Below are 23,435 nucleotides of genomic sequence, written 5' to 3'. Positions count from 1 at the left end.
TTGACCGCACTTTAATACTTATCAATCACGTGAGCCTGTACCTCTGCACCCTGATCGTTAATTTCTTTCCAACTCGGATAAACGCCTGACAAATCGTCGTTCGCTATTCCTAAACGCACCGCCTGATCGACAATAATACGCGCCACATCAAAATGACGGGAAAGCGGATAACTATCAAGTTGTTCTTTGAGTACCTCGCTCAAATCTATCGGACGATTATTTTCACGGTATTGAATCAGCAGATTTTGCATATGATCAACAATCTGATCATGTAAATCAGATAAGGACTCGTATTGCAATGCCTCAGGCAATTCGCCGAGCGCATCATCCTCACGTAATACCATTTCTTCATCACGTAAATCAACGAGACGATCCGCTTGTGCCGTCCATAAAAACCACGGATGATCAAAATAATGATGAATAGAATGACGCAAGCGTTGTGAAAATACTCGGTTTTTATCCATATCGATGGCAGTACGGATAAATTTATGTACATGACGATCATAGCCAATCCATAAATCAATCGCTTGCTGTCCCCAGCTGATAATACGGTCAAGTTTGGATTGAAGATCCGTAATGAGTTGATCGATAAAATACAGCTCCTCACGCCCGATGACAGAATCCTGAATCCGAAGTAATTGCGCCTGCAATTTATCGCCGGCGGCATTTAGGGTATCTTGCAATTCACGTAAATTGCCTGATGTTTCATCCAGCAAACGTTCACAGCTTGAAATTGCCGCTTGCCAATCTTTGCTTAACAGCTCGGCAATTTCTTCTTTAATACTTTGCTGATTTTCATCCATGATACGTTGTGAAAGATCAATGCTGTCAAAGATTTCTGCGACGGAATATTTCAACGGCGCAAAGACATTTTTACGCCAATAATGCTCGTTTTCATTATTTTGAGCCCCTTCCTCTGCAGAATTTGATGCCCGTTGTATTTCATCGGCAACAATGGAAAGTTGCACGGAAAGGCGTAACGTAGAAAATTCACGCTGGCGAATATAATAATCGGACACGCCTACGCCGAGCGGCGTAAGACGATAAATAGCCAAACCTTCGGTAAACTCGCTACTAAAACGATTTAATAAACGTTGTTTGACTAGCTCATTGATAGCGTTATTGGCGCGAGTGGCAATTGCATCGGTAGATTGATCAAAGGCATTTATGGTATGACGAAAGATATCTACAAGATCGGCTTCTAACATTTCGCCGTCTAATCGTTCATTGTTATAAATTGCAATCGCCAACAGAAATACCAAACGCTCGGTGGGTAAATTCAGTGAAAACTCGCGTTCTTTTGCCCAAGAAACGAGTTCCGGGATAGTTTGTGATGTCTCGATCATTGAAATGATAGCGCGTTAAAATTGAACAAAAAATTGAGGCAATTATACAGGAATTTTTGTAAATCTTAAAAATCTTCTTTTGAATTGACCGCACTTTTAGCATTTTTCACGTATAATGTGCGCTTTTCATCAATAAGCCCAAAACAGAATGATCGAATTAACCCAACAAGAAAAAAAACAAACTTACAACTTCAATAAATTACAAAAACGCTTGCGCCGTAATGTGGGAAATGCGATTGCGGATTTTGCTATGATCGAAAATGGCGACAAGGTGATGGTCTGCTTATCTGGCGGAAAAGACAGTTATACGCTTTTGGATATTCTGTTAAATTTACAACAAAGCGCCCCGGTTAAGTTTGATATTGTGGCGGTGAATCTTGACCAAAAACAACCGGGTTTTCCGGAACATGTTCTGCCGACTTATTTAGAAAGCATTGGCGTAGATCACAAAATCGTGCAAGAAAATACCTACGGCATTGTAAAAGAAAAAATTCCTGAAGGGAAAACCACTTGCTCACTCTGCTCCCGCCTACGCCGTGGTATTCTCTATCGCACGGCGACAGAATTAGGTGCGACAAAAATCGCCCTTGGGCATCATCGTGACGATATGCTGGCGACCCTTTTCTTGAATATGTTTTACGGCGGAAAATTAAAATCAATGCCGCCTAAATTAATTTCAGACGACGGCAAACACATTGTGATTCGCCCTTTAGCCTACTGTAAAGAAAAAGATATTGAGAAATACGCCGTTGCGAAAAAATTTCCAATTATTCCGTGTAATTTGTGCGGCTCTCAGCCCAATTTGCAACGTCAAGTGGTGAAAGAAATGCTGAATACTTGGGATCGCCAATATCCGGGACGTTTAGAAACCATGTTTAGTGCAATGCAAAATATCACGTTGTCACATTTGTGCGACCCAAAACTCTTTGATTTTAAAAATATTCGGCACGGGCAATTATTAGAAGGCGTTGAAGGCGACACGGCATTTGATGAAGAACGAATCGAACCGATGCAATTTGATAATGAAGAATCTATTGATTTTTCTGATCAAGAAATGATTAGTTTTAAAGAAGTAAAATAAAATGATTGAAGTACAAGGAAAACCAATTAAAACCGATTCATCGGGCTATCTCACCAATCTTACCGATTGGAATGAAGAAGTTGCCAAAGCCATCGCACAGCAGGAAAACATTGAACTTTCTCCCGCTCATTGGGAAGTGATTTATTTTGTGCGGGATTTTTATCAAGAATACAACACCTCTCCCGCTATTCGTATGTTAGTAAAAGCGATGGGTGAAAAATTGGGCGAAGATAAAGGCAACAGTCGCTATTTACAACGTTTATTCCCTGAAGGCCCGGCAAAACAAGCAACAAAATTAGCCGGCTTGCCAAAACCGGCAAAATGCTTATAACTCTTTGATTCGCTTATAGCCGATTGTGCTGTTTTATTTTTAAAACAGCACAAAGTGCGGTCAATTTTGGCTAGATTTTATTATCCATTTTTAATTCCGCCAGTTGTTGATTGACACTTTGTTGTTGGCATTGCACCGCGTCGAACCAATGCTTTTTACTGTTTTCATTGCGCTTTTTCCATGCTTTTAGTTCCGTCTCAATCTGTTTATCCGCCAGTTTTTGGTTAAACGGCATACGGAAAATACTGCCTACGTTGAACAGGAAAATTAACGGGTTTAGCCACGGCAATTTATAGCAACGCCCGATATATTTCAGGCTTTCGGGATTGTTTTCACGTACAAAATCCCGAATGGCACGTAACAGGTAGCGGTTGTGTTCAAGGCTTGGGTTGGGGTAACAACCGTACATTAAAAAAGGCAGTTTTCCTGCTTTATCCGGTATGCCGATTTGTAAAGAATAACGCCCTGTTAGACTAAAAGGATAAAGCCCGTCAAGGCTATAAACAATACCACTTAACGGATCGCCCTCTTCCGGTATAAATGCCAACCAATATTCTTTACCTAAGTGTTGTTGATAAATCACTTTTTTCTTCCGGTTAATCCGAATGCCACGAGGGCGTGGCGGGAATAAAATGCAAAGAAGCAATAACGGCCAGATCACATGAAAAATAGGGCGAATTAAACGCCAATTATCATCTTCAACATAAAGAAGTCTATAATCTTCATATTTCATCACTTTAGAATTTGGATATCGACCTGTAAATACAGGATCATTATGTAGTTCTACATGATCTTGATATAAAGGTAAAATAAACTTATCTGGTTCAAAAGCCCATTCAAAATCATATTTAATTGCTTTAATTTGATTATCAAAAGGGCTAACGCCATATTGAAGATCAATAAAGGCAATGACACCTAAAATCGCTAAAAAGATCAGACGAATCATCCCTCAGGGAAAGGCATCTAAAATTAAATGGCGAATTTCCAATTCATCGGGATTCACCCGACGCACGGAATAGCCCAAGGTGTAAGTGCGGTAAAAATGAAGCCATTTTTCAAAAAATTTCATCGGTTATCCTTTAAAAGTTAAATGCAGTTTGATTTGAATGTTTTCGATATTCACTGCCCTGATAAGTGGGGATTGACACACTCATTGATAAATAATTAATGTCGCCGTAATTAAATTGTACAGGTGTCGGAAAATAATATTGTTTTGCCCGTAAATAACCGGGTGAGTTGTTGCGACGGAATGATAATTTTGGCAACGCCTTCCGTTTCAAACAGTACCTGGTAGCGCAATGCATTTCCCTCAACCCGATATTCATTATAAGGGGGATCATAAATAGTTTTTGGGGTTGCCGGACAACGAACCGTTATCGGGCTTTCAATCCTGATTTTATCCGCATCCGCTTGACTATAAATGCCTTTATAGTTCACAAAAAAGAGAAATTGACTTTCATCATGTACTTCAATTTCTCTGGAAAAACTAAAGTAACGCTGTATTTCAATTTGATAATATTTGCTTACAGATTTACTCATAGTAAAAAGAGAGTCTTCAAGCTGCTTATCAAAATTACTTAATCTCTCTTTTCCTTCCCACTCATAAGCTCTTACCTCTCTCCCCCAATACTACTCACTTCCGCCCCAAAATCCATTATCCACCCAAGTGACAATATCCGGTTGTTTGAAAAAGTCTGTGATGATACCCGCCACTAAAATCACTGAACCAGCAGCCAGCCCCACATAACCAAACCTGACCAGCCATTGCATATTGGTAGTGGCTTTGGCGACACCGATTAAACCAATTGAGGTACTGGACAGTAAAGTACCCGAACCCCGCATGATTGCGGCATACATGCCCACGGTATCCCCTTTGTAATAGGCTTCGTATCCGTAACCGATTTCAATCACCACGGCTAATCCTGCCAATGCAGTGTTCATACTGATAAAGGCGGCTTTTAAATGGGTGAGAAAATTCGGTTTGGTTTCGGCTAATAATAATTGTCCGACTTTTGAAAATGTGGCTTCTTTTTGGATTTCATTGGCAGCGCGTTCAATGGTTTTTTCTAAATAACTCTTTGGGGCGTTTAAGCCAGCAAACAGGGGCAGCATTCCCATCGTCGGGTCGTTGGAAAAACGCCCTAATGCGGTGGTGGCGCTGTTACTTTGCCAGATATAACCGAATATCACCGAGTAACCCAACATTTTTTGTAAGCCGGCAAGTTGCCCTCTCGGATTGAGTACCCGATAACCCTCTTCGTGGATTTTTAGTGTCGGCGCACCGTCCAATTGGTAGAGCGGGTGCGATTGGGGATGGGGTTTAGGGGGCGAAGGATAACGGGCTTTAATGCGAATGTCGCGGTTTATGACTTTGTTTTGTTTGATTTCCGCCTGTTTGGTAAAGGGGTTAATTTCATAAATGCGGTGAATATTTTTGACCGCCCGCACCACTTCGTTTTGTTGGCGTGATTTAGTATATTTTGCCGTTCGGGTATAGAGTTTGTCGGCAATCAGCGACACCAGAAAATCAAATTTTAATACTTCAAAATGGCTGATATCCGCAATACTGACACTACCGCTTGCCCTTACATTTTCATTGAACTTGTACCATTACAGTATAACCTCAATCAATGGTTTTTTATATTCGACTTTTTTAAGCATTGATCCACTTTAAACGTTTTTCATTTTTCACCACGCATAATCATTAAAATAATTCATAAATTTATTGAAAATAATAAATTTGCATAATAATCAAAAAAAACTCATTCTATACTCCTAAACAGTGAGCAACACAATATCATTTTATCAGGGAGTTATTATGACAACATTTCATTTATCCGGCTTTCCGCGTGTGGGAGCAAAACGTGAATTAAAATTTGCCCAAGAGCGTTATTGGCGCGGTGAAATTTCCGAACAAAATTTATTGGATATCGCCAAGAAACTCAGAGAAATTAACTGGAAACACCAAGCTGAGGCAAATGCGGACTATGTAGCGGTGGCAGATTTTACTTTCTATGATCACATTCTGGATTTACAAGTTGCAACGGGCGCGATTCCTGCTCGTTTCGGATTTGATAGCCAAAATTTAACCCTCGATCAGTATTTCCAACTAGCTCGCGGTAACAAAAACCAATTTGCCATTGAAATGACAAAATGGTTTGATACCAACTATCACTATCTTGTGCCGGAATTCCATGCGGATACTGAATTTAAAGCCAATTCTTCCCATTATGTAGAACAAATTCGTGAAGCCAAAGCGCTTGGATTAAATGCGAAACCAACTATTGTCGGGCCATTAACCTTCTTATGGCTGGGCAAAGAAAAAGGTGCGGCATTTAATCGCTTTGATTTACTTCCGAAACTTCTTCCGGTTTATGTGGAAATCCTCAATGCACTCGCGGCAGAAGGTGTGGAATATATTCAAATTGATGAACCGGCGCTGGTTTTAGATTTACCTTCGGAATGGGTTGCCGCCTACAAGGAGGTATATGCGACATTAAGCACACAAGTGAATACCAAACTGTTGCTTGCAACCTATTTTGGCTCTGCGGCAGAACACGCCAATTTATTAAAATCTCTGCCGATTGCCGGATTACACATTGATTTAGTGCGTGCACCCGAGCAACTTTCCGCTTTTGGTGATTACGATAAAATATTATCCGTAGGTATTATTGACGGTCGCAACATTTGGCGTGCAAATTTAAATCAAGTATTAGATATTGTAGAACCATTAAAAGCCAAATTGGACGAACGTTTATGGATTGCACCTAGCTGCTCCCTACTCCATACGCCTTACAATCTAACGGAGGAAACCCAATTACAGGCAAATAAACCCGAGCTTTACAACTGGCTTGCTTTCACGTTGCAAAAAATTCAAGAATTACGCGTTATTAAGACCGCACTTGAGCAAGGCAGAAGCGCTGTACAAGCAGAACTTGATGAAAACCAAGCAGCGGCTGATAGCCGAGCTGCCTCAAAAGATATTCATCGCCCAGAAGTGGCTGAGCGTTTGGCAAGTCTGCCGAAAGGTGCGGATCAACGTCAATCACCTTTTGCCGAACGAATTAAATTACAAAATGTCTGGTTAAACCTGCCATTACTCCCGACAACCACGATAGGATCTTTTCCACAAACTAAGGAAATCCGCTTAGCCCGTGCCGCCTTTAAAAAAGGTGAGTTAAGTTTGGCGGATTACGAAGCAGCTATGAAAAAAGAAATTGAATTAGTCGTGCGTGAACAAGAAAAATTGGATCTTGATGTGTTGGTTCACGGGGAAGCTGAACGTAATGACATGGTGGAATATTTTGGCGAATTGTTAGATGGCTTTGCTTTCACCAAATTCGGTTGGGTACAAAGTTATGGCTCTCGCTGTGTGAAACCACCGGTGATTTATGGTGATGTGGTTCGCCCTGAACCAATGACCGTGCGTTGGTCTCAATATGCCCAAAGTCTCACCCAAAAAGTGATGAAAGGTATGCTTACCGGTCCTGTTACTATTTTACAATGGTCGTTTGTACGTAATGATATTCCACGTTCAACGGTATGTAAGCAAATTGCGGTGGCGCTTTCCGATGAAGTATTGGATTTAGAAAAAGCCGGCATTAAAGTCATTCAAATAGACGAACCAGCAATTCGCGAAGGTTTACCGCTCAAACGTGCCGATTGGGACAACTATTTACAATGGGCCGGTGAAGCCTTCCGTTTAAGCTCGATGGGCTGCCAAGATGATACTCAAATACATACCCATATGTGTTATTCCGAGTTTAACGACATTTTACCGGCAATTGCTGCTTTAGATGCCGATGTTATCACGATTGAAACCTCACGTTCCGATATGGAACTACTTACGGCTTTCAGTGATTTTAAATATCCGAACGACATCGGCCCGGGCGTGTATGACATTCATAGCCCACGAGTACCGACCGCTGAAGAAATCGAGCAATTGTTACACAAAGCCCTTGCCGTTGTACCGAAAGAACGTTTATGGGTCAATCCGGACTGTGGTCTTAAAACCCGAGGCTGGAAAGAAACGCTAGAACAATTGAAAGTGATGGTCGATGTTACGAAAAAACTGCGTGAAAAATTAAATTAACCTTAATAAAGAAAACCGGATTGTAAAAGTATCCGGTTTTTTCTCCAAAAAATGCAGGAAGCCCTTTTTAACTTTCGTAACTGCTTAGAAATTACTGCTGAAAATAAGACAGAAAAAGCAAACAAAAAGCCGTTATTAAAGCGGCTTTTTGTGTTTGAAATTTTGTTTGGCGCTAGGGTCGGACTCGAACCGACACGGTTATTCACCGGCGGATTTTGAATCCTGTAAATTATAAATAAATCAAAATAAATAACAAACAAAATCAATGACTTGTATTATCTCAAACTAAATTACATTTATAGCTTTTTGTACCTTTTAACACCTATTGCGTCAAATTTACGTCAAACAATCAATTCATTTTACCCTTCCCAAATTATGAAAAAGCACGGTAAACCTACCGCGCTTTTATCAACTCCTACTGAATTTGTTCTCCCTTGTACCACACCTCAACTGAACCTTGTAATTCTTCCGCTGTATCAGCACTAAAAATGTAAGGCTCACTCATATCTTCAAGAATACCTTTTTGAACTTTACTATTTAAACGATATTCCACTTTACGCATAATGAATGAAGGTGTAATATTGCCGTCTCCACTACGAATACTCGGAAACAGGAATAACAAATTTGTTACCGATTTGCTTAGGTGAATTAAATTCAAATTCAGATCGTTTAATTGCAAAATCAATATCAGCAAATTGGGGGAAAGTGTGAGCAGTAAATTAACAAAGTGCGGTCGATTTTGACCGCACTTTTTGTTATGCAAAATCCTGTGGATATTGTTTGCGGGAAAGCTCACTTTCATAAGCGGTTTTACAGTGATTTTTGTCAAAAAACAGCCCGTTAATCAGGCGATATAACACTTGCCAACGTTTTTTCGGCTTACCTTGCGTTAAAACCGCACGGCGGTAGGTGCGGCTGGATAATGTTTCATCTGCACCACCGCCCGTGAGTGCGTTAAATAATTGGTCAATCGCGATAATGACGTTATAACCCCAATTTTTTAACTTGTGTTTTACAGTTTTTGCCATTGCTCAATCTCCTGTTCAATTTGGTCTAGTTCTTCTAACGTTTGCGCTTGTTCGATATGGGTTTCAAAATTTTGCTTAATTGCAAAAAGTTTACCCATCACAATGGCGAACAAATCCGCTTTTTCGATGACTTTTTGTTTCAACTCTTCAATGTTTTTTAAGTCGTCACGACCCTTGAAGATTTCAGTTAAAATCATTTCCGGCAATTCATTTCTCGCTTCACGTTCTTGACGGTAAAAACTGTCAATCTCGGCTTGAGAATACCCTTGCAGATATTGCATTTTAAATTGATCGGTTTTGTCCGCAATGCGTTGTAAAAGGGTTGTTTTGCGTTGGGTGGTAAGTGCGGTTATTTTGGTTTTTGAAATAATCCACTCACCATCTTTTAATTCGTGAGCCGGACTGGGTTGTGGCTCAAGCAGTACTGGGGTTCCTTGTTTATCACTGATGATTTGTTTTCCTTGCTCTTGCCCCTCAAGCAACTCAATATATTTTTCTTCGCTGATTTCTATCGCGCCTTCCGGCACAAACCCGCCAAAATCATCATTAAAAAATCCGTCTTTAAAATAAGTTGCCATTATCTCCATCTCCCGATTGCCAAAAATTGCAAGCGGCACAACCTCTGATTAGCGCTACCACTCTCATAGTTATACCAATATAATGTAGTGTTTGTTGATTTAGTAAGTATATTTACTCCTGCATTATGATTCTCCTCTAGAGATGTGGTGATGTTGCCAAACACTATGGGTTTACCAACAAAAGCCGCAGCCCAAGTTAATTGTTTTTGCCCAGAACCGCCCAGTCCGGAGTTAGCGCCGAAAATATCATTGAATTCAGCGAAATAAGTCTGAATCATCGTTCCGTCTGGATAGCGTCTAACTTCGAAATTACCAATTTTTTGATAGGTAAAATCTTCAAGTAATGCCAGCGTACCGCCTTTCTTCCGCAAAGAAACCGTATTAATATTTGTTCCGTTTGCTTCCCTATACATAATAGTCAGCATGTTAGTTGCGGAATGAGGATTGCCTTCAAATCTGACGTAGCGACCCGATAAATTTTTTATATTTAATCCCGTCCAATCAGAATCCTCCAGAATCATTCCCGGCGCGACAAGCGTTTTATTTGAGTAAACCGAATTCGCAAGCAATTCGATCGAGGTATTATCAGTATAATTGAGCACGACAACATCGTTACTTGTACTATTTCGTAGCCCGACAGCATATTTATTCACCCCGCTTCTTTTACCTTTAAGCAACGAATCATCCGTATCAATGACCAGATTTCCGGTCATCGTATCGCCCGATTTTGACACTCCGTTTAAGCCGTCAATGCGTTTCCAGTCACTCCAACCATTTTGATTTTTCCCTCGCGCATAAATGTGATTATCGTGATAACTGATATAAAGCTGCTGTGCGCCAAAGCCGGAGCTTCCAGTCACTATCAGCTTCCCGGCTTGTTCTATTGGATAATGTCGAGCTGATGTTGAGTTGGAATTTAAAGATTGTCCGTAAATACCAGAGGCTGTAATGCTGTTTAAATCCTCGCTTGATAACGCAAGTCCAAATGCACGTCTGTTTGCATTGTTGTTAGCATTATCAGCAGCGTTTTTTGCTTCTACTGCTTTGTCGTGAGCTGTTTTTACTGCCACCGATGTCGCCACAGTATCAGATGATGCACTATTCACCGCATTTGATTTTTTGCTGTTAGGGATGTAATTAGCCTGATTGCGTTGTACACTGTCAAGCTGGTCTTTGACCGTTTTAACCGCTTTTGGTGTTGACGCTTGCGTTTCGCTATTGCTGTTGGTTGCGGAATTTAACTGCACTATACCGACTTGTGTTGTTGTGGCTGTTTGTGTTTTCGGTACAAAAAAGTCATTGCCAAATACTACTACCCATTTACCGGTATAATCCTGTGTGTTGAAGTTGGTCTTATTGTTATCAACAAGACTTTGAAAGGCTAAGTTTAACCGTTCATTAATTAATATCGCCCCTTTCGGATAACCGCCGATTTTCTCTGCAAATTCAGCATTAAATGGATAAATTCCCCCTTTGTTTTGATAAACGATATGATCGGATAACTCGTTGAGTGCGCCGTTCATATCTTTGCCTGATGGAGCTTTCCCTCCCATAGAAATTGGTGTCATAGTAATTTGCGGAAAGCCGTCATTATAAGTTGCGGACTCTCTTGGCAAACTATCTGAGCGATCCATAGGAATATCATTTTTCAAACCGCTAGAAGCCCACGCTTTTGATAGTAGTTTTGGTACCCTCATTTATTTTCTCCAATAAAAAACCCGCATTTCTGCGGGCTTGTTAGTTATTATCTGTCACCTATGTAAAATGCACCCTCACCAAACGGCGCCATATTTGCTTCAATAAACCCGAATGTTTTCTTGATATCGGGTTCGTAAAAGTCCACTAATACACCTGTTGGCCTTGGTAATAAATCCGTACTAATTAGGACTGCTTTCTCATCCGGTGTTAGATTAAATTCAAAGATATAACGTGCCGACATAGTCCCACTTTTAACAAAATAGGCTCGACCTCGCTTTTCGAACAACAGCAAAAGCAATGTATTAATATTGTATGCCGTGGCGTAAATAATATTGCTCATTGCTTTCATCAAAATCATTTTTCTGAACATTTCGTCATTCATAAAATATCTTGAATTGACTTTGTATTTTTCTAAATCATCAGCCGCAAGCGTAGAACCGATAAATTGGTTTTTTTCATTGATAACAATATCTCTTTGGATGCCGACAACTTTCCCCCAAAAATCCAACCCGATTCCTTCTGCAGTGTCAATGTTCCAGATGATTCGATAAAAATTATTAATGTCATATTTCGGATCGATGTACTCATTAAAATGTTCAATCAAATTACATATCACGGGGCTGTTAGCGTATTGGCTGATGATCGTTGCTTTTACATTTTTCATACCACACTTACCCTAATATTGCTTTCTATCAGTGTAGGAATCTGATCAATGCCAATTTGCACATTGTCTGATAACTGTGTTTTGTTTTTGCCGACTTTTACATCTAATAGATATTCATTTCCGATTTTTCCGACTAAGTCAGGAATGAAACCAATAGCATAAATCGTTGCACCAATTTTCAATCTATTTTTATCAAATTCTTTAAGAATGGATTGCTTAATTAATTGTTCCGCCTCTAATATTGCACCACGTTTAACCGTGACAGAGACGTGAATCGGAATCGGTACCGGACGTTGAAATTGCACTTGATAAGTCGGCTTGGGCTCTAAATAACGTTCGTCTGTCACCTGTATAATCGTATTTCCATTGTAATCACACCCATTACCGGCATAACGATGAATGGCTTCTGCAATGGCTTTATCATCACCACCAAGCACCGCAACATAAACACTATGTGGCGCAAGTGCAGTATTGCTTGCCCCAATTCTGACAGTTTCTCCTTTTGGATTATCGATAACATAGCAACTCACCACACCTTCTAACTTGGCAACATTGGCATAAACCGTTGCCGGCATTCCCAGTGAATTAATGGTTACGCTGTTTTCATAGCGTTTAGCAAAATCATTCCGACTTTCTCGCTCAATCCCTGTTACTGCTTCAGTTGGATTAGTGACTCTATCCAGTCCGATAATTGATTGCGATAGACGATTGATTGAATGGGCTTTTGCTGGATAAATCCCATTGGCTGTACACCTTCCAATGACCGTGCCGTTTTCTAAAATACTGACCGCTTCATCAAGCACCCAATCATTTTCGTTTTCGTCTTTTACAACAAAACCTTTTGGGATGTTCACACCCGGCAAGCCGTTAAACTCACATTCTGCCGTGGAATTGATCTGCCCTTTGCGTTTAATAAAATAAATTTTCCCGATCGCATCTTGCATTATGCCATCGCTATAATCCGGATCTAAACTATTCACTAACCTAGCAATCGTGTTATTTTTCTCTGCAATAATAGCCGCAAGTGAGGTTGCCAACTGTCCCTGCGGTGTTTCCAGATTGCGATTTAAACCACCGCCAAAAGCGCGATCAATATCATCTAACACGCCATTTAAGATTTCTTGTTCAGTTGGAAGAATCAGCCCCTGTGGGGTAAATTGAATATTTGGAACACTTGTTGTCATACTTGCACCTGTAATTGTTTGTTTTCTTCATCAGTAAAAGTGATGTCGCCAACTAATCTGCGATTTTCTCCACTTGATACGGTTGCTTTGGCAGATTTCACCCCTGGAACCGTTAAAGCAGCTTGTTCTAACCGATACTGATACAACGCAAAAGATTGTTTTTTGCCTAGGGTGTCATCAAAGTAAGGAATCCCTTTTCGAATATCGTAATAAAGTTCTCCCTTGAATAATTTGACTGCACTTGCTACATCCTGTGCTTTAGCATACGGATCTTTGGCAAAGGCAATATTTCCTTCTGTATCCAACATTAAATCCCATTCTGTGGGATGTAAAAAAATAGTGTTCATTTTGCCCCTCTGAATAAGCGATCAAGACGTTGAATTTGATTAGGGTTTAGGTTTATAATTTGTTTAGTTCCCACGGCTCCCACATTTTGACGCGTAAGTGTAGGCTTAATGTGCGTAGTGGCGGAAGTATCTCCACCTACTCCGTTTACACCCGTGGAATGCAATTTAAACCCGGTAACTATCCAAGAATTGTTCCCTTTGCTTTTCGCTAGCCCCACCCTGTAACCTTGATAATCAATCTGCAAACTTTTATGTTTTCCATCAGGGCTTTTCCATTCTTTATGAATTTTCCCTTTGGCAATCACCTCTACAATATTCTTCGTCAGCATTTTCGTTGCTTGCTCGTAACTCATGCCATCTTTACGCATACGTGCTTCAATAATATGAGAAATCCCCTTGCCAATAGGTTCGCCTTTTTTATTCCGAGCTTTGGTTAAACCATCATCTCCCCATTCAAAATCAACCCAACCTAATTCTTGCTGATACATTGCTCGATGAACGGTTCGTTTTTCTACTATTGCCGTGTTCATCGACTGCCATCCTCGCTTAATATTCGCTTTTACCGATTTCATCGCCGATTGAGAACCGCCTTTACCAAACTGCCCGTTTTTCTTTCTCGGGTGCTTAGTTTCATCCCATTCATCGCTCACAATGACATAGTAAAGCCTGTCTAATTTCTGTTGTTGTAATTGACCCGGTTGCATATTTCCCCCAATAAAAAACCGCACTTCAATTAAAAGTGCGGTCAATTTTGGATTTGTTTTTTTCTACATTGTCGGTGACGGTTTTGGCCCGCCATTGTGAGTATGATCATTGTATAGCGATCGCATTGTTTTCATTGATTTTCCGCCGCCACTTGCATTATCCGTAATATCCCCACCGACTTGTAGGGTTGAAGTGGTTTCGACCGGTGCATCAATTTTCACTTTTGTACCTTTAATCATTACCTCTCCCGTTGAAACAATATCAATCCCCTCATCTTTAAATAAAATGTATTGAGAAGGTACACCATTTAAAAAGCCACCAAAGAAAAGCCCGTCAGAATAATCAAAACGCCTTAAACTTTGTGGATTTGAGGGCTTTTTGTTATTTTTCACACTTGAAATATCACGACTACAAAAACCGCACATTCCAATATCCCCCTCTTTAGGATCGATAATCACCGCATTGGCTCCACCTTGTAAACGAAAATAAGGAATATTGTAAATAATGCCATGCTCATAAGTATTTCCCTGTCCGTCTATTTGCGCCACCATCGGCTGAACATCAACCGTACCTACTGGATTAACACCGGCAGCCTTAACGGCCTTAACCTGAACTAACGTGACCGTTTGGATTCTCCCGATAAGGTTATTTATGATGAACTGTATTTGCGAGGTTTCATCTAGCGTATGGCTATGATTAATTAATCCTAATTTGCTTTCCATTACTTCACCTTTATTTCACCGATACGAGAGGCACTCACCTGACAAAACCATTTGCCATTAGGGGTTTCGCTCTCAAGATAATGGTTTAAACCATAAATAACCCATTGTCCGTTAGCCGGGGTAATCACACTATCCCGAATCTCACAAATACCATGAAATTTAATTTCAGGATCGAACAAGCATTGGAATTTAATCCCACTTAAATCCAACATCGGATAACCAATTAATCCGGTAGTTGGAGAAATCACCGGCACTTTGATTTTTCGCCCCTGCCCTTTGTTTTTTATTGCCACTTTGTTCGCCTCAATGGCCAAATCAATATCGGCAGCTAGGCAAATTTTTTTGACTTGCTCAAGGCTGGTTTCACACAAATAGGGATTTGATATTTTGACATTGACATCGTTATTCTCAAATTCCATTCCCATTTTTTGGCAAATTTGACTAATCAAAGTAGCGACATCAACATCACCCATCTTACTTATCGGCGGCACAGGTAAAATTTGATGTTGTGCTGCCGTGGTCGCTTTTATCGTTAAAGAAACATTTGGTGCGCCGGCAAAATTTGGCGTAGCAAAAGAAATCATTCCTTCAAATAAAATTGAATAGACTTCATTATTTAATGCTTCTAACCGAACAAAGTTTAATTTTGCCGCATCAGTGTACCATTTTACCCGGGCTACTCTATCCATAATGGATTGACTCAGTCCATAAATCACAATCTGTGCAGTAGGTGCCATATTGCCACCACCAACAAAGAGCTGTGCAGACACCCGCATATTTTCAATAATGACTGTATTATTGCCATTGTTGTCAAACTTTTGCTCAGGCGAACCTAACAACAAAGTAACACGCAATTTTCGTTGTTTGAAACTACCATTTCTCAAGAGTTCCATTATCATTTCTCCGAATAAACCAACACAAAACGAGAGCCGAGTTCTTTGTAATTTGGGTTTTCCTTGCCTTGTGTATCGAAAAAAACAAGATTCCCTACCATAGGCAAATAATCCACAGAAATTAACGGTACACCGTCTAAACAAATTCGATTGGCCACAATCAGTTGATTATTGGCTTGTACTGTTGCAAACAGTTGTTTATCGTTTCTCGTCACCAATGTAAGGTGAACGGATTGCGTGCCAATGTTAAACGACAAACTTTGATTAGGGGTTTGTTGTAATGGAATGATATGTAACATAACTAAACCTTAATTGAGGATTATTTTTTTAATTTCACTGACACCGTCTTTTATAAACTCCATAATTCCTTGATCAGAAATTTCCTTCAGAATTGACTTATTACCACCGGCTTGCACCTCTTTTGTTGAAACGGAACCGCCTTGACTTTCTGCGGAAGATTCCGGCATTTTAGTTTCCGTGTACTGCACCTCTACTTCCCGTACTTCTTGAAGGTGAATATTCGCCTTAATCATTCTCGCCCCATCGCCGGCGGAACGGGCATAATCATAGCTGGTGATATTACAATTCGGATAAATGGCTTCCGGTGTAATCACCATAAACAAATCCGTACTGTTCGCAAACGTATCAAGCAAGGCTAAAAATGCGCCACGCTCCATCACGCCACCGCTTGCCTTTGTCATGACTACATCAACCGCATAAGGTTCTGCCACTTTGTTATAACTGGCAAACGACCCTTTCTCTGTCGGCGCATCCGAAATTTTTGAACGATTTTGAAATTTAACAGAGCTCACGTTATCAGCAAGTAAAAGAGGGATTCCGTTTTGATCGAAAATCCCCCAATAGTTTCCAAAAATTTGATTAATAAGTTGCGAACCGCCGAATTTAATCGCCGCATCGCCAATATTCTTAGGTAGTTCCGGCACACTCGGCACACCGATTGAGTTCCAAGACATGAATGCTCCTATTTTGGCTACACAAAAATGCGGTTAGTTTAATAGTGGTAATTCAACTTGTAGTTTGTCTTCAAATACCTTTAATGTCGCTTCCAAGTACGACTTTTTATCTTTCCATTGATTTAGCCCTTTGCCACATAAACTGGCAAATTGTTTTTCAGCTTTATGTTCACCTAATGCTTGATAATATTGCTCAAGTAACGTCATTCCATTTTGCGCCAATTGTTCTTGCATAAAGTTAAAAGCTTTGATGTAGGAAATTTTAATTTCCATTGCTTTTTTAGTACGATAACCCATTACCAAAAGCATAAAACCATCTTTAGTCATTTCAAACATTGGGCGTTTTTCGCCTTTTTTGTCGATATATTCAACCAATCCAAAATTGGATCGGTTAAATTCATCATCGCCAGCTTCAAGGATTTCACGAATATCACGCATAACGTGAGCGTGTATCTTTCCAAAAACTTTAGCCACCGTTTCCGATGTCGTAATCGTTTTGGCATCTTTGTTTTGAACAAACTGTTTAAAATTTTCAGGGTTAGCAAGTTGCATAATATTCTCCTATTAAATTTTGGATAATAAAAAACCCCGAGAAAGTAGTTTCTCAGGGTTATTTAGGATGTAGAAAACCGCCACACGGTTTTCACAGGGAAAAGTGCGGTCGGTTTTGAATGTATTTTTACTTAAATCAGCCTTTGGTTATCGGCTAAGTGTTGTTTAATCCGTTGTAGATTAAGAGAGCTGTGTCTATTCACTTCTAAATTCTCAGCAAGACGGGACATAATTTCCATTCCATTTTGCCAAGTGCTTTTGTATTCTCGGGCATAGTCCCACACGTCAGACGTGAGCCGAGATTGAATAGCATTAAGCGGTTCAATGAGTTTTTCAAGCAACTGATTTTGTTGTTTAGCAGAAAATACCGCCCAAGCGACTTTACAAAACTCACTTTCGGTTAAGTAGTAATCTTCAGATTTTGATGGTTCATTAATAATCAGTTCGCCCTCTAATGGTAAGCGTGCTAATAAACTCACCGCTTCCACAAATTGATCGTCATTGATATTTTTATAACTTTTTCCGAAGTGGGTTTTCAATGCCGACCACTGGGTAATTGCTGCTTTCGCTTGATGTTCTTTCGGTAGCATCTTAGTGCGATCCATTACGAGATTTTTGATGAATGTCTGATGCTCTTTAGAAAGTTTTTCAATTTTTACCACACTTTGAGAAAGTGAATATTGTCCTGTTTTACGAATTTGTGGCAATACCTCAGCAGTTACCCATTTTCTGAAGCGGTGTGGAACTGACCCTTTTTTCACCGCATCACGACAACGTAAAATTAAAGTGTACATTCCGCTTTCGCTGACAATGTTCATTTCTTGTTGCCCGCCAAGGGTGTCGGTTAAAGCGACACCCTTTTCGTCCTCATCTAATCGTTCAATTGCATCACGATAATTTGAGATATTGATTGCATTACAAAGATCTTTTGCAACAAACCAAGGCTCATTGCTAATAGAAACAACACGGATCGATGACTCACCGAATTGAAAGGTAGAAACATTTTGAATTTCTGTTTGTAAAGTAGTATTATTCATAAGTGAATTTCCTAAGTAGGTATTGGGTTTTTCATTATTAGCCTTAATGGTTGCAGCCATTAAGGCTTTCTCATTTTATGCTTCTGCACTGTCATTTTTCATACACTCTTCTAAACAACGTTGAAGTTCACGCGTTACCGAACGATAGTTTTTCTTAGCTGAACCTTGCAGCCATTCAACAAGATAAGCCGGTAGATTAGCGGTAATGTTCTTTTTCTCTGTTCTTTCTTTCATAGTTTCACCTATAAATTTATGTTAGTATTAGACATTAGCAATCGCACTGAGCGATTTCCAATAATATTAGACAATAAAAAAGATAATTTCAAGCAACTTCAAGTAAGAAAAGATAATTATTATGCAAAACATACCTTTTAAGCAGTTAATGAAAGAAAAGCGTACTGAATTAGGGTTATCTCAGAAAGAGTTATCTAATCTAACAAGCATTACTCCTGCACTAATTTCTAAGTATGAAAATGGCTTATCTAAGCCACGCATAGAAACTGCAAAACGCATATCAGAAGTTCTACATATTGATTTAGATACGCTTATCAAATCCCTAGATCAAGACGAAATCTACTTAGTAAAAATTCCTTTCTATTTAAACGAAGAGGAAGATAGAAGTTATTTTCATATCGCAAGTGATATGCTACCTAGACATATAGATACAGATAATTTGCTAGCTTACCGACAAAAAGGTGATTCTATGACCCCATTGTTCCAAGATGGGGATCTATTACTCATCAACAAACTAGATAAAGAAGTCAATGTGAACTCGCTTTTTTTATTAGAGATAGATGGTTATAGTGGAGTAAAACAAGTCAGCATAAACGATTTTGCTAACGAGTATATTATTAATTCATTAAATCCAAATTATCAGTGCATATATATCAAACAAGATAAAGCAAATATTATAGGTAGTGTAATTTGGTGTAGTCGTTTTTTAAAAGGTGATCAACTTATAGTGGGATTTTGATACCACTAAAAAAGCCCTATTGATTGCAACAGGGCTTTTGAAATTTTAGTAAGTTGTAGATTCAATGTGAATCACATATTAAATTGATGAGAGTTTATTCCTTGTTTCTTTTACCATAAACAAGCGCAGTAACAATACCCACCAGTCCTGCGCCCATTAATAGTGCCGCGCTTGTCGTATCACCTAGAATGGCTAACAGTGCAGACAAAGCGGTAAATAAAGTAATAACAGCAAGTGAAATCCATTGCCCTCGTTTGATGACATCAATTTCATCCTGCCCTTGTTTGAGCCGAACATCATTCTGCGCCAATTCCCGATCACGTTGTTCTAACTGTTTACGGCGATCTGCATGATTAGCTTCCTGTTCCTTTTCTGCCATAATCATAATGCGATTTGCCCCATCGGGGATAACTTCATTATACTTTGCAACTTCTGAAGCCATTGGAAGTGGACCAGAATGGCTAATTTGTTGTTGAACCATAATAGACAAAACACCAGCAACTTCTGGTGTTTGAACTAATTTTTCAAGTAACTTTGGGTCTTTAGCAACAGTCTCAATGAGTTCCTGTTCCTGACTCTCTTCTAAATTATTAGTTTCTTTGCTCATGGGCTTCCTTTGCTTTTGCTAATGAACTTCGCATATACCCACCAACGTTATGCCAATATTGATTAATATTTTGAGACGCATTTGGAACATTAAATCTTGATACATCAGATAGCTTAGCACTAGATACCGTCGGCACAATAGATAAAACAGACCCGATCCCTAATGCAAGGCTGATACAAGGTGTCGTTTTACGCATTATTTTTCTCCCCCAAAATCATAAAAAGTATGATTCCACTAGGATCATATCAAAATTTGTTTCAAATGAAAAAAGAATTTATCAATTATCTTGCTAAATATCTTTGGGATGAAACCTATTTTTGCGCCCCTACTCAAGCATTAGGCACTTTTCAGTATGTTCTAGGAATGCTTAATAAAAAACCGAGAACTTATGATTCTCGGTTTTATTTAGACAATCTAGGCGTCATACTTTTTCAACAGGCTATAAAAATAAGGTAACTCGTTTTCACAAAATTTCCTCAAGCTACCTGCTTTATTTATCTTTTCTGAGACTGCTTGATAAACCTGCTCTTGGTAGCGGTCTTGGGTATCTAAATCTGTCACTCCGCACTTCAAGCCTTGACGATAAGCTATCGTTTTATTACTAGCTAAAATAAAGGCTTTTTCAAACTCTGGCATTCCTGAATTAATAAAACATTCTTTATGCATAGCTGCAGTATAATATGTTTCTTTATTGCTCTGCTCACAGTTTTGTGACAATTGAGTAGAATTAAAAGAACTAGAAACATCCTTAGAGGCATTTTTTTCGTTTTGTTTGGAATTTCCAACAAAGTAACTAAGAATTAAGAAAAAGATAAATATACCAAGAATAAACTTAGCAATAGTAGATAAACATCCTCTTTTCTTTACCACTCTTGTACTACTTGCTGCAGAGGCAGCAGCTGAAGCAGAGTTTTGGATAATAAAAGTCGGCTGATTTTTTGCTGAATATTCACCCTCTAAAATTTTCTTCTTCTGGATTTTAAATTCTTCCTCCGTTAGATGTCCAGCATCCTTTAATTTAACTAACTTTTCTAGTTCTTCACTCACCGACATATCCATTCCCCCAATTAACTCAACCCATTATTAAAACTCATGATATTCAACCCCTGATTTAATCCAATCATTGCATCAGAGGCTACCCCAGTAATAGTACTTGCACTAGATTGTACATTCACTCCCCCATTAACGACAACATCTATTTTGTTGTTATGGTTAATATTTTTTGTTTGGGCTTGGTTGATCATTGAGTTTCTAGCAAGTTCGTTTGTATTATACGCTGCTGCAATTTGATTGATACCTTGTGCTGTATTTTCGCCTTTAGAAGAATATCGATTCAATTTAGCAAGTCTATCTTCCCATCCATTCATTCCATTATTTACAGCTTTTGTAACAGTCTTAAAATCTCCATTTTGCGTCGCTGCTAAGAAATCTTTATCCTCTTTTTTGCGCATTTCCCACCAAGTAATTGATGCCTTCGCGGCTAATGCCGGATTTGTCTCCAACCATTCAGGATTATTAACAAGATCAACGTTTAATGCCTTACCTATTTTGCGATAGTTATCTTTACCGGTGATCTGAATAGCTCCTCGTCCTCGATACTTCGCACCATCTCCCTCTTGGTTGTTCCCCATTCTACCGCCGTACATAAAATTAAATTGAGCATCTACACCTTCGGAAATCGCTTTTGCCGCTCCTTCAGGGTCGTTAATTGCACGCTTGATTCCTGCTTTTTGCATTTGCTCAACCGATTTATATCCTCCTCGTTCTCTTAACCGAGTGAAATCTTGTGATTCATGGGCAGTTGTTGCCATAAACATGGCTTTTTCTTCATCACTCCAATCAAGTTTATTTATTTCATTGAGAAGCTCTTGCTCTACTTGTGTTCCTATTACTCTAGGTTTCCCTGTTGCTCCCTCTTTGTTATAAAAGGAACCATCTTCTTTAAATCCTTGAGTTAGAGATATTTCACTATCTGTGTCATGACCAAGTAATACATCCGCAGCCTGTAACCCATTATCTTTAAACATATTCACAAAAGACATCGCCGGATTATTCTCCAATGCCCATTTTGCTGCGTCTGTGGCGAAATTATTTACATCCTTCCAAGCTCCTTTAAAGTCGCCATCTAACAATTTTGAAATGGTTTCCCCTACTCGCTGCAAGATAGGAAGAACAGATTGGAGAAGTTCTTTTGTTAAGTTAGCGAAACCATTTATCAACGAATCAACCGATACTTCGCCATCATACAAGAAACCTTTTAAATCCAGCCAAGATTTACCTTTAGCAACAAGATCTTCCCAGCCCTTGTAACCCGTTGTTAAGGTCATAAAAGCATCGTTCAGGCTTTTTACTGAGAATTTTGAGGTATCAATATATTTAATGAAATTTTCCCAGTTAAACTTCGAATCTCCCCCCTTTACCCATGTTTGATAATCGTCATACAACAGCCCAAACGCTGCCGCCAGTCCCACAACAGCAATAATTGCCGGCAAAAATGGCGCAATAAACGTCCAAGCCGCTTTTGCAGCATTCCACAAAGTCGGAATGAGAAATGCGCTGATAGTGCCGGAAAGCCCGAAGAAAAAGCCTTGTACTAAATTCTCATGCTCCATTAAGAAATTAAAGAATCTTTCCGTTATTTGTGAAATTTTCAATAATACCGGGGCGACTGCATTACCAATCATCAATTTCATTGATTCAAATTGTTGGGAAACCATTTTTGTGGATTTCATCAATTTTTGACTGGTTTCAATATCCTGCTGTCTTGATCGGTATAATTTCCCTTGTTGAGATAACAGGGATTGGACTTCTGCTCTGCCTTTGGAAAGTAAGCTAAAGGTATCCTCATCAATTCCCATTAATTGGGCAATGCTAAAAGCTTTAACCCGATCCATTGAGCTAAATTTATCCGCAAGTTCAAGCATTAAGCTATTCATATCCTTGATTTTTCCGCTTGCTTCTAGTGGCATAATATCCAAAGCGGAAAAGAATTTAAGGATAGAATCATCGCCCATAATGGCAAAGCGATTCAGCCCATCGGAAAGGGTTTTAAAACTGGCACTCATACCTTGTGCAGAGCCGCCGGCAAGTTCAGCTGCTCCGCTCCAATTTGAAAGCGTATCACGGAATACACCGATATTTTTTGAAAGACTGTCGAGTTTCACATTAGCTTCAGCACTTTCTTTCACTAAGCGGTCTAAGCCCGTTCCTGTAGCAATCACTACACCGATAGCACCAAGTGCTTTACCAAACTTAGTGATAGTTTTTCGCTTGCTTAACGTTTTTCTCGTTGGTTTTACTGAGTTTCTCAAAGTCTGCATCGGCTTTTTCCAGATTTTTATCAGTTTCAGCTACTGATTTTCCGGTTTTGCCAAACTCTTTTTGAAGGTTTTCATTCGCCTCTAATACTTTTTCGGCTTCTTCTTCAAAATTACCGGTAATGCCAAGCTCTAAAAAGAGAGAATCAATAATTGTTGCCATCTTAAATATCCATTGCCATTATTTATGGGCTTTATTTTGGTTGTATATATCCACGCTTATTATCTCAACCATATCAAACACATCTTCGAGGCTGTACACTGTCTGTAGCTCGTGTAATGTAGCTAGTTTGTGAGAGATGACCG

28 protein-coding genes and 1 pseudogene are annotated in these 23,435 nt (G+C 39.4%); 4 read left to right on the top strand and 25 right to left on the bottom strand.

The window, feature by feature from the left end:
* Window positions 1-11 precede the first annotated feature (11 nt).
* Entirely contained in the window at window positions 12-1,346 is a 1,335-nt protein-coding gene (gene mukF, locus FEE42_RS01965; protein WP_059366247.1) for a chromosome partition protein MukF, read from the bottom strand.
* A 148-nt stretch (window positions 1,347-1,494) separates the two neighbouring features.
* On the opposite strand from mukF, the gene ttcA reads away from it, so the two are divergent.
* Together ttcA and FEE42_RS01955 are read left to right on the top strand one after the other, a co-directional pair.
* A complete protein-coding gene (gene ttcA, locus FEE42_RS01960) occupies window positions 1,495-2,427 on the top strand; it encodes a tRNA 2-thiocytidine(32) synthetase TtcA (RefSeq protein WP_164027603.1) in 933 nt (310 codons plus the stop codon).
* A 1-nt stretch (window position 2,428) separates the two neighbouring features.
* On the top strand, window positions 2,429-2,758 hold the full coding sequence (locus tag FEE42_RS01955; protein WP_164027602.1) for a TusE/DsrC/DsvC family sulfur relay protein: 330 nt from the start codon (window positions 2,429-2,431) through the stop codon (window positions 2,756-2,758).
* A gap of 70 nt (window positions 2,759-2,828) precedes the next feature.
* Here FEE42_RS01955 and FEE42_RS01950 read toward each other — a convergent pair whose 3' ends face one another.
* The 3 genes from FEE42_RS01950 to FEE42_RS01940 form a co-directional block, all read right to left on the bottom strand.
* Complete coding sequence (locus FEE42_RS01950) at window positions 2,829-3,704, bottom strand: hypothetical protein (protein WP_164027601.1); 876 nt, start codon at window positions 3,702-3,704, stop codon at window positions 2,829-2,831.
* A 233-nt stretch (window positions 3,705-3,937) separates the two neighbouring features.
* Window positions 3,938-4,297 (bottom strand): immunoglobulin domain-containing family protein, encoded by a 360-nt coding sequence (locus FEE42_RS01945; protein ID WP_164027600.1) that lies wholly within the window; start codon window positions 4,295-4,297, stop codon window positions 3,938-3,940.
* Between the two features lie 90 nt (window positions 4,298-4,387).
* Window positions 4,388-5,278 (bottom strand): hypothetical protein, encoded by an 891-nt coding sequence (locus FEE42_RS01940; protein WP_164027599.1) that lies wholly within the window; start codon window positions 5,276-5,278, stop codon window positions 4,388-4,390.
* A 298-nt stretch (window positions 5,279-5,576) separates the two neighbouring features.
* Between FEE42_RS01940 and metE the strand changes: the two genes are divergently transcribed.
* On the top strand, window positions 5,577-7,850 hold the full coding sequence (gene metE / locus FEE42_RS01935) for a 5-methyltetrahydropteroyltriglutamate--homocysteine S-methyltransferase (RefSeq protein ID WP_164027598.1): 2,274 nt from the start codon (window positions 5,577-5,579) through the stop codon (window positions 7,848-7,850).
* A gap of 415 nt (window positions 7,851-8,265) precedes the next feature.
* Here the strand turns inward: metE and FEE42_RS01930 are convergent, their stop codons facing one another.
* The 16 genes and pseudogenes from FEE42_RS01930 to FEE42_RS01860 form a co-directional block, all read right to left on the bottom strand.
* A complete protein-coding gene (locus FEE42_RS01930; RefSeq protein ID WP_069029799.1) occupies window positions 8,266-8,613 on the bottom strand; it encodes a hypothetical protein in 348 nt (115 codons plus the stop codon).
* Window positions 8,606-8,878 carry a hypothetical protein gene (locus FEE42_RS01925; RefSeq protein ID WP_059366240.1) on the bottom strand — a complete coding sequence of 91 codons (273 nt, stop codon included), beginning with the start codon at window positions 8,876-8,878 and terminating at the stop codon, window positions 8,606-8,608. The genes FEE42_RS01930 and FEE42_RS01925 overlap by 8 nt, the downstream gene beginning before the upstream one ends.
* The gene (locus FEE42_RS01920) at window positions 8,863-9,465 is read right to left on the bottom strand and encodes a phage tail protein (protein ID WP_164027597.1); all 603 of its coding nucleotides are present in this window, start codon (window positions 9,463-9,465) and stop codon (window positions 8,863-8,865) included. The genes FEE42_RS01925 and FEE42_RS01920 overlap by 16 nt, the downstream gene beginning before the upstream one ends.
* Window positions 9,456-11,153 (bottom strand): pyocin knob domain-containing protein, encoded by a 1,698-nt coding sequence (locus FEE42_RS12765; RefSeq protein ID WP_164027596.1) that lies wholly within the window; start codon window positions 11,151-11,153, stop codon window positions 9,456-9,458. The genes FEE42_RS01920 and FEE42_RS12765 overlap by 10 nt, the downstream gene beginning before the upstream one ends.
* A 47-nt stretch (window positions 11,154-11,200) precedes the next feature.
* On the bottom strand, window positions 11,201-11,818 hold the full coding sequence (locus tag FEE42_RS01910; RefSeq protein ID WP_164027595.1) for a baseplate wedge 1 family protein: 618 nt from the start codon (window positions 11,816-11,818) through the stop codon (window positions 11,201-11,203).
* Complete coding sequence (locus FEE42_RS01905; RefSeq protein ID WP_164027594.1) at window positions 11,815-13,002, bottom strand: baseplate J/gp47 family protein; 1,188 nt, start codon at window positions 13,000-13,002, stop codon at window positions 11,815-11,817. The genes FEE42_RS01910 and FEE42_RS01905 overlap by 4 nt, the downstream gene beginning before the upstream one ends.
* Window positions 12,999-13,349 (bottom strand): contractile injection system sheath initiator, encoded by a 351-nt coding sequence (locus FEE42_RS01900; RefSeq protein ID WP_164027593.1) that lies wholly within the window; start codon window positions 13,347-13,349, stop codon window positions 12,999-13,001. Before FEE42_RS01900 ends, FEE42_RS01905 begins: the two co-directional genes overlap by 4 nt.
* Window positions 13,346-14,053: a putative barnase/colicin E5 family endoribonuclease gene (locus FEE42_RS01895; protein WP_164027592.1), complete on the bottom strand. Its 708-nt coding sequence runs from the start codon at window positions 14,051-14,053 to the stop codon at window positions 13,346-13,348. The genes FEE42_RS01900 and FEE42_RS01895 overlap by 4 nt, the downstream gene beginning before the upstream one ends.
* 63 nt (window positions 14,054-14,116) lie before the next feature.
* Complete coding sequence (locus FEE42_RS01890) at window positions 14,117-14,776, bottom strand: Gp138 family membrane-puncturing spike protein (protein ID WP_164027591.1); 660 nt, start codon at window positions 14,774-14,776, stop codon at window positions 14,117-14,119.
* Window positions 14,776-15,669 carry a baseplate hub protein gene (locus FEE42_RS01885; protein ID WP_164027590.1) on the bottom strand — a complete coding sequence of 298 codons (894 nt, stop codon included), beginning with the start codon at window positions 15,667-15,669 and terminating at the stop codon, window positions 14,776-14,778. The genes FEE42_RS01890 and FEE42_RS01885 overlap by 1 nt, the downstream gene beginning before the upstream one ends.
* Before the next feature lie 2 nt (window positions 15,670-15,671).
* Window positions 15,672-15,968, bottom strand: a complete 297-nt coding sequence (locus FEE42_RS01880; RefSeq protein ID WP_164027589.1) for a phage baseplate plug family protein — start codon at window positions 15,966-15,968, stop codon at window positions 15,672-15,674.
* A gap of 9 nt (window positions 15,969-15,977) precedes the next feature.
* Window positions 15,978-16,643 carry a phage baseplate protein gene (locus FEE42_RS01875; RefSeq protein ID WP_237184457.1) on the bottom strand — a complete coding sequence of 222 codons (666 nt, stop codon included), beginning with the start codon at window positions 16,641-16,643 and terminating at the stop codon, window positions 15,978-15,980.
* A 33-nt stretch (window positions 16,644-16,676) separates the two neighbouring features.
* On the bottom strand, window positions 16,677-17,195 hold the full coding sequence (locus FEE42_RS01870; protein WP_164027588.1) for a Rha family transcriptional regulator: 519 nt from the start codon (window positions 17,193-17,195) through the stop codon (window positions 16,677-16,679).
* A gap of 131 nt (window positions 17,196-17,326) precedes the next feature.
* A complete protein-coding gene (locus tag FEE42_RS12970) occupies window positions 17,327-17,893 on the bottom strand; it encodes a P22AR C-terminal domain-containing protein (protein ID WP_418067223.1) in 567 nt (188 codons plus the stop codon).
* Window positions 17,870-18,232 (bottom strand): annotated as a pseudogene (locus FEE42_RS12965) (BRO-N domain-containing protein); the annotation flags it as partial. The pseudogene FEE42_RS12965 and the gene FEE42_RS12970, both read right to left, overlap by 24 nt.
* A 75-nt stretch (window positions 18,233-18,307) precedes the next feature.
* Window positions 18,308-18,466, bottom strand: coding sequence for a hypothetical protein (locus FEE42_RS01860; protein ID WP_164027586.1), 159 nt, complete (start codon window positions 18,464-18,466; stop codon window positions 18,308-18,310).
* 121 nt (window positions 18,467-18,587) lie between these two features.
* On the opposite strand from FEE42_RS01860, the gene FEE42_RS01855 reads away from it, so the two are divergent.
* The gene (locus FEE42_RS01855; protein ID WP_164027585.1) at window positions 18,588-19,205 is read left to right on the top strand and encodes an XRE family transcriptional regulator; all 618 of its coding nucleotides are present in this window, start codon (window positions 18,588-18,590) and stop codon (window positions 19,203-19,205) included.
* Window positions 19,206-19,299: 94 nt separating this feature from the next.
* Here the strand turns inward: FEE42_RS01855 and FEE42_RS01850 are convergent, their stop codons facing one another.
* The 5 genes from FEE42_RS01850 to FEE42_RS01830 all read right to left on the bottom strand — a co-directional run bounded on the left by FEE42_RS01850 (window position 19,300) and on the right by FEE42_RS01830 (window position 23,292).
* Complete coding sequence (locus FEE42_RS01850) at window positions 19,300-19,812, bottom strand: DUF2335 domain-containing protein (RefSeq protein ID WP_164027584.1); 513 nt, start codon at window positions 19,810-19,812, stop codon at window positions 19,300-19,302.
* Complete coding sequence (locus FEE42_RS01845) at window positions 19,796-20,008, bottom strand: hypothetical protein (RefSeq protein ID WP_164027583.1); 213 nt, start codon at window positions 20,006-20,008, stop codon at window positions 19,796-19,798. The genes FEE42_RS01850 and FEE42_RS01845 overlap by 17 nt, the downstream gene beginning before the upstream one ends.
* A gap of 218 nt (window positions 20,009-20,226) precedes the next feature.
* Window positions 20,227-20,859, bottom strand: a complete 633-nt coding sequence (locus FEE42_RS01840; protein WP_164027582.1) for an SHOCT domain-containing protein — start codon at window positions 20,857-20,859, stop codon at window positions 20,227-20,229.
* 20 nt (window positions 20,860-20,879) lie between these two features.
* Window positions 20,880-23,132, bottom strand: coding sequence for a glycoside hydrolase family 19 protein (locus FEE42_RS01835; protein ID WP_164027581.1), 2,253 nt, complete (start codon window positions 23,130-23,132; stop codon window positions 20,880-20,882).
* Window positions 23,065-23,292 carry a hypothetical protein gene (locus FEE42_RS01830; protein ID WP_164027580.1) on the bottom strand — a complete coding sequence of 76 codons (228 nt, stop codon included), beginning with the start codon at window positions 23,290-23,292 and terminating at the stop codon, window positions 23,065-23,067. The genes FEE42_RS01835 and FEE42_RS01830 overlap by 68 nt, the downstream gene beginning before the upstream one ends.
* Between the last annotated feature and the right edge of the window lie 143 nt (window positions 23,293-23,435).

Source organism: Rodentibacter caecimuris (assembly GCF_010587025.1).
In the GTDB taxonomy this organism is placed as follows: domain Bacteria; phylum Pseudomonadota; class Gammaproteobacteria; order Enterobacterales; family Pasteurellaceae; genus Rodentibacter; species Rodentibacter caecimuris.
Note: the sequence above shows the minus strand (reverse complement) of the source record. Positions and strands in the feature narration are given on the sequence as shown.

Coding starts and splice junctions, on each gene's coding strand:
- mukF (WP_059366247.1), bottom strand. CDS start 1,346: ATGATCGAGACATCACAAACTATCCCGGAACTCGTTTCTTGGGCAAAA.
- ttcA (WP_164027603.1), top strand. CDS start 1,495: ATGATCGAATTAACCCAACAAGAAAAAAAACAAACTTACAACTTCAAT.
- FEE42_RS01955 (WP_164027602.1), top strand. CDS start 2,429: ATGATTGAAGTACAAGGAAAACCAATTAAAACCGATTCATCGGGCTAT.
- FEE42_RS01950 (WP_164027601.1), bottom strand. CDS start 3,704: ATGATTCGTCTGATCTTTTTAGCGATTTTAGGTGTCATTGCCTTTATT.
- FEE42_RS01945 (WP_164027600.1), bottom strand. CDS start 4,297: ATGAGTAAATCTGTAAGCAAATATTATCAAATTGAAATACAGCGTTAC.
- metE (WP_164027598.1), top strand. CDS start 5,577: ATGACAACATTTCATTTATCCGGCTTTCCGCGTGTGGGAGCAAAACGT.
- FEE42_RS01925 (WP_059366240.1), bottom strand. CDS start 8,878: ATGGCAAAAACTGTAAAACACAAGTTAAAAAATTGGGGTTATAACGTC.
- FEE42_RS01920 (WP_164027597.1), bottom strand. CDS start 9,465: ATGGAGATAATGGCAACTTATTTTAAAGACGGATTTTTTAATGATGAT.
- FEE42_RS12765 (WP_164027596.1), bottom strand. CDS start 11,153: ATGAGGGTACCAAAACTACTATCAAAAGCGTGGGCTTCTAGCGGTTTG.
- FEE42_RS01910 (WP_164027595.1), bottom strand. CDS start 11,818: ATGAAAAATGTAAAAGCAACGATCATCAGCCAATACGCTAACAGCCCC.
- FEE42_RS01905 (WP_164027594.1), bottom strand. CDS start 13,002: ATGACAACAAGTGTTCCAAATATTCAATTTACCCCACAGGGGCTGATT.
- FEE42_RS01900 (WP_164027593.1), bottom strand. CDS start 13,349: ATGAACACTATTTTTTTACATCCCACAGAATGGGATTTAATGTTGGAT.
- FEE42_RS01895 (WP_164027592.1), bottom strand. CDS start 14,053: ATGCAACCGGGTCAATTACAACAACAGAAATTAGACAGGCTTTACTAT.
- FEE42_RS01890 (WP_164027591.1), bottom strand. CDS start 14,776: ATGGAAAGCAAATTAGGATTAATTAATCATAGCCATACGCTAGATGAA.
- FEE42_RS01885 (WP_164027590.1), bottom strand. CDS start 15,669: ATGGAACTCTTGAGAAATGGTAGTTTCAAACAACGAAAATTGCGTGTT.
- FEE42_RS01880 (WP_164027589.1), bottom strand. CDS start 15,968: ATGTTACATATCATTCCATTACAACAAACCCCTAATCAAAGTTTGTCG.
- FEE42_RS01875 (WP_237184457.1), bottom strand. CDS start 16,643: ATGTCTTGGAACTCAATCGGTGTGCCGAGTGTGCCGGAACTACCTAAG.
- FEE42_RS01870 (WP_164027588.1), bottom strand. CDS start 17,195: ATGCAACTTGCTAACCCTGAAAATTTTAAACAGTTTGTTCAAAACAAA.
- FEE42_RS01860 (WP_164027586.1), bottom strand. CDS start 18,466: ATGAAAGAAAGAACAGAGAAAAAGAACATTACCGCTAATCTACCGGCT.
- FEE42_RS01855 (WP_164027585.1), top strand. CDS start 18,588: ATGCAAAACATACCTTTTAAGCAGTTAATGAAAGAAAAGCGTACTGAA.
- FEE42_RS01850 (WP_164027584.1), bottom strand. CDS start 19,812: ATGAGCAAAGAAACTAATAATTTAGAAGAGAGTCAGGAACAGGAACTC.
- FEE42_RS01845 (WP_164027583.1), bottom strand. CDS start 20,008: ATGCGTAAAACGACACCTTGTATCAGCCTTGCATTAGGGATCGGGTCT.
- FEE42_RS01835 (WP_164027581.1), bottom strand. CDS start 23,132: ATGCAGACTTTGAGAAACTCAGTAAAACCAACGAGAAAAACGTTAAGC.
- FEE42_RS01830 (WP_164027580.1), bottom strand. CDS start 23,292: ATGGCAACAATTATTGATTCTCTCTTTTTAGAGCTTGGCATTACCGGT.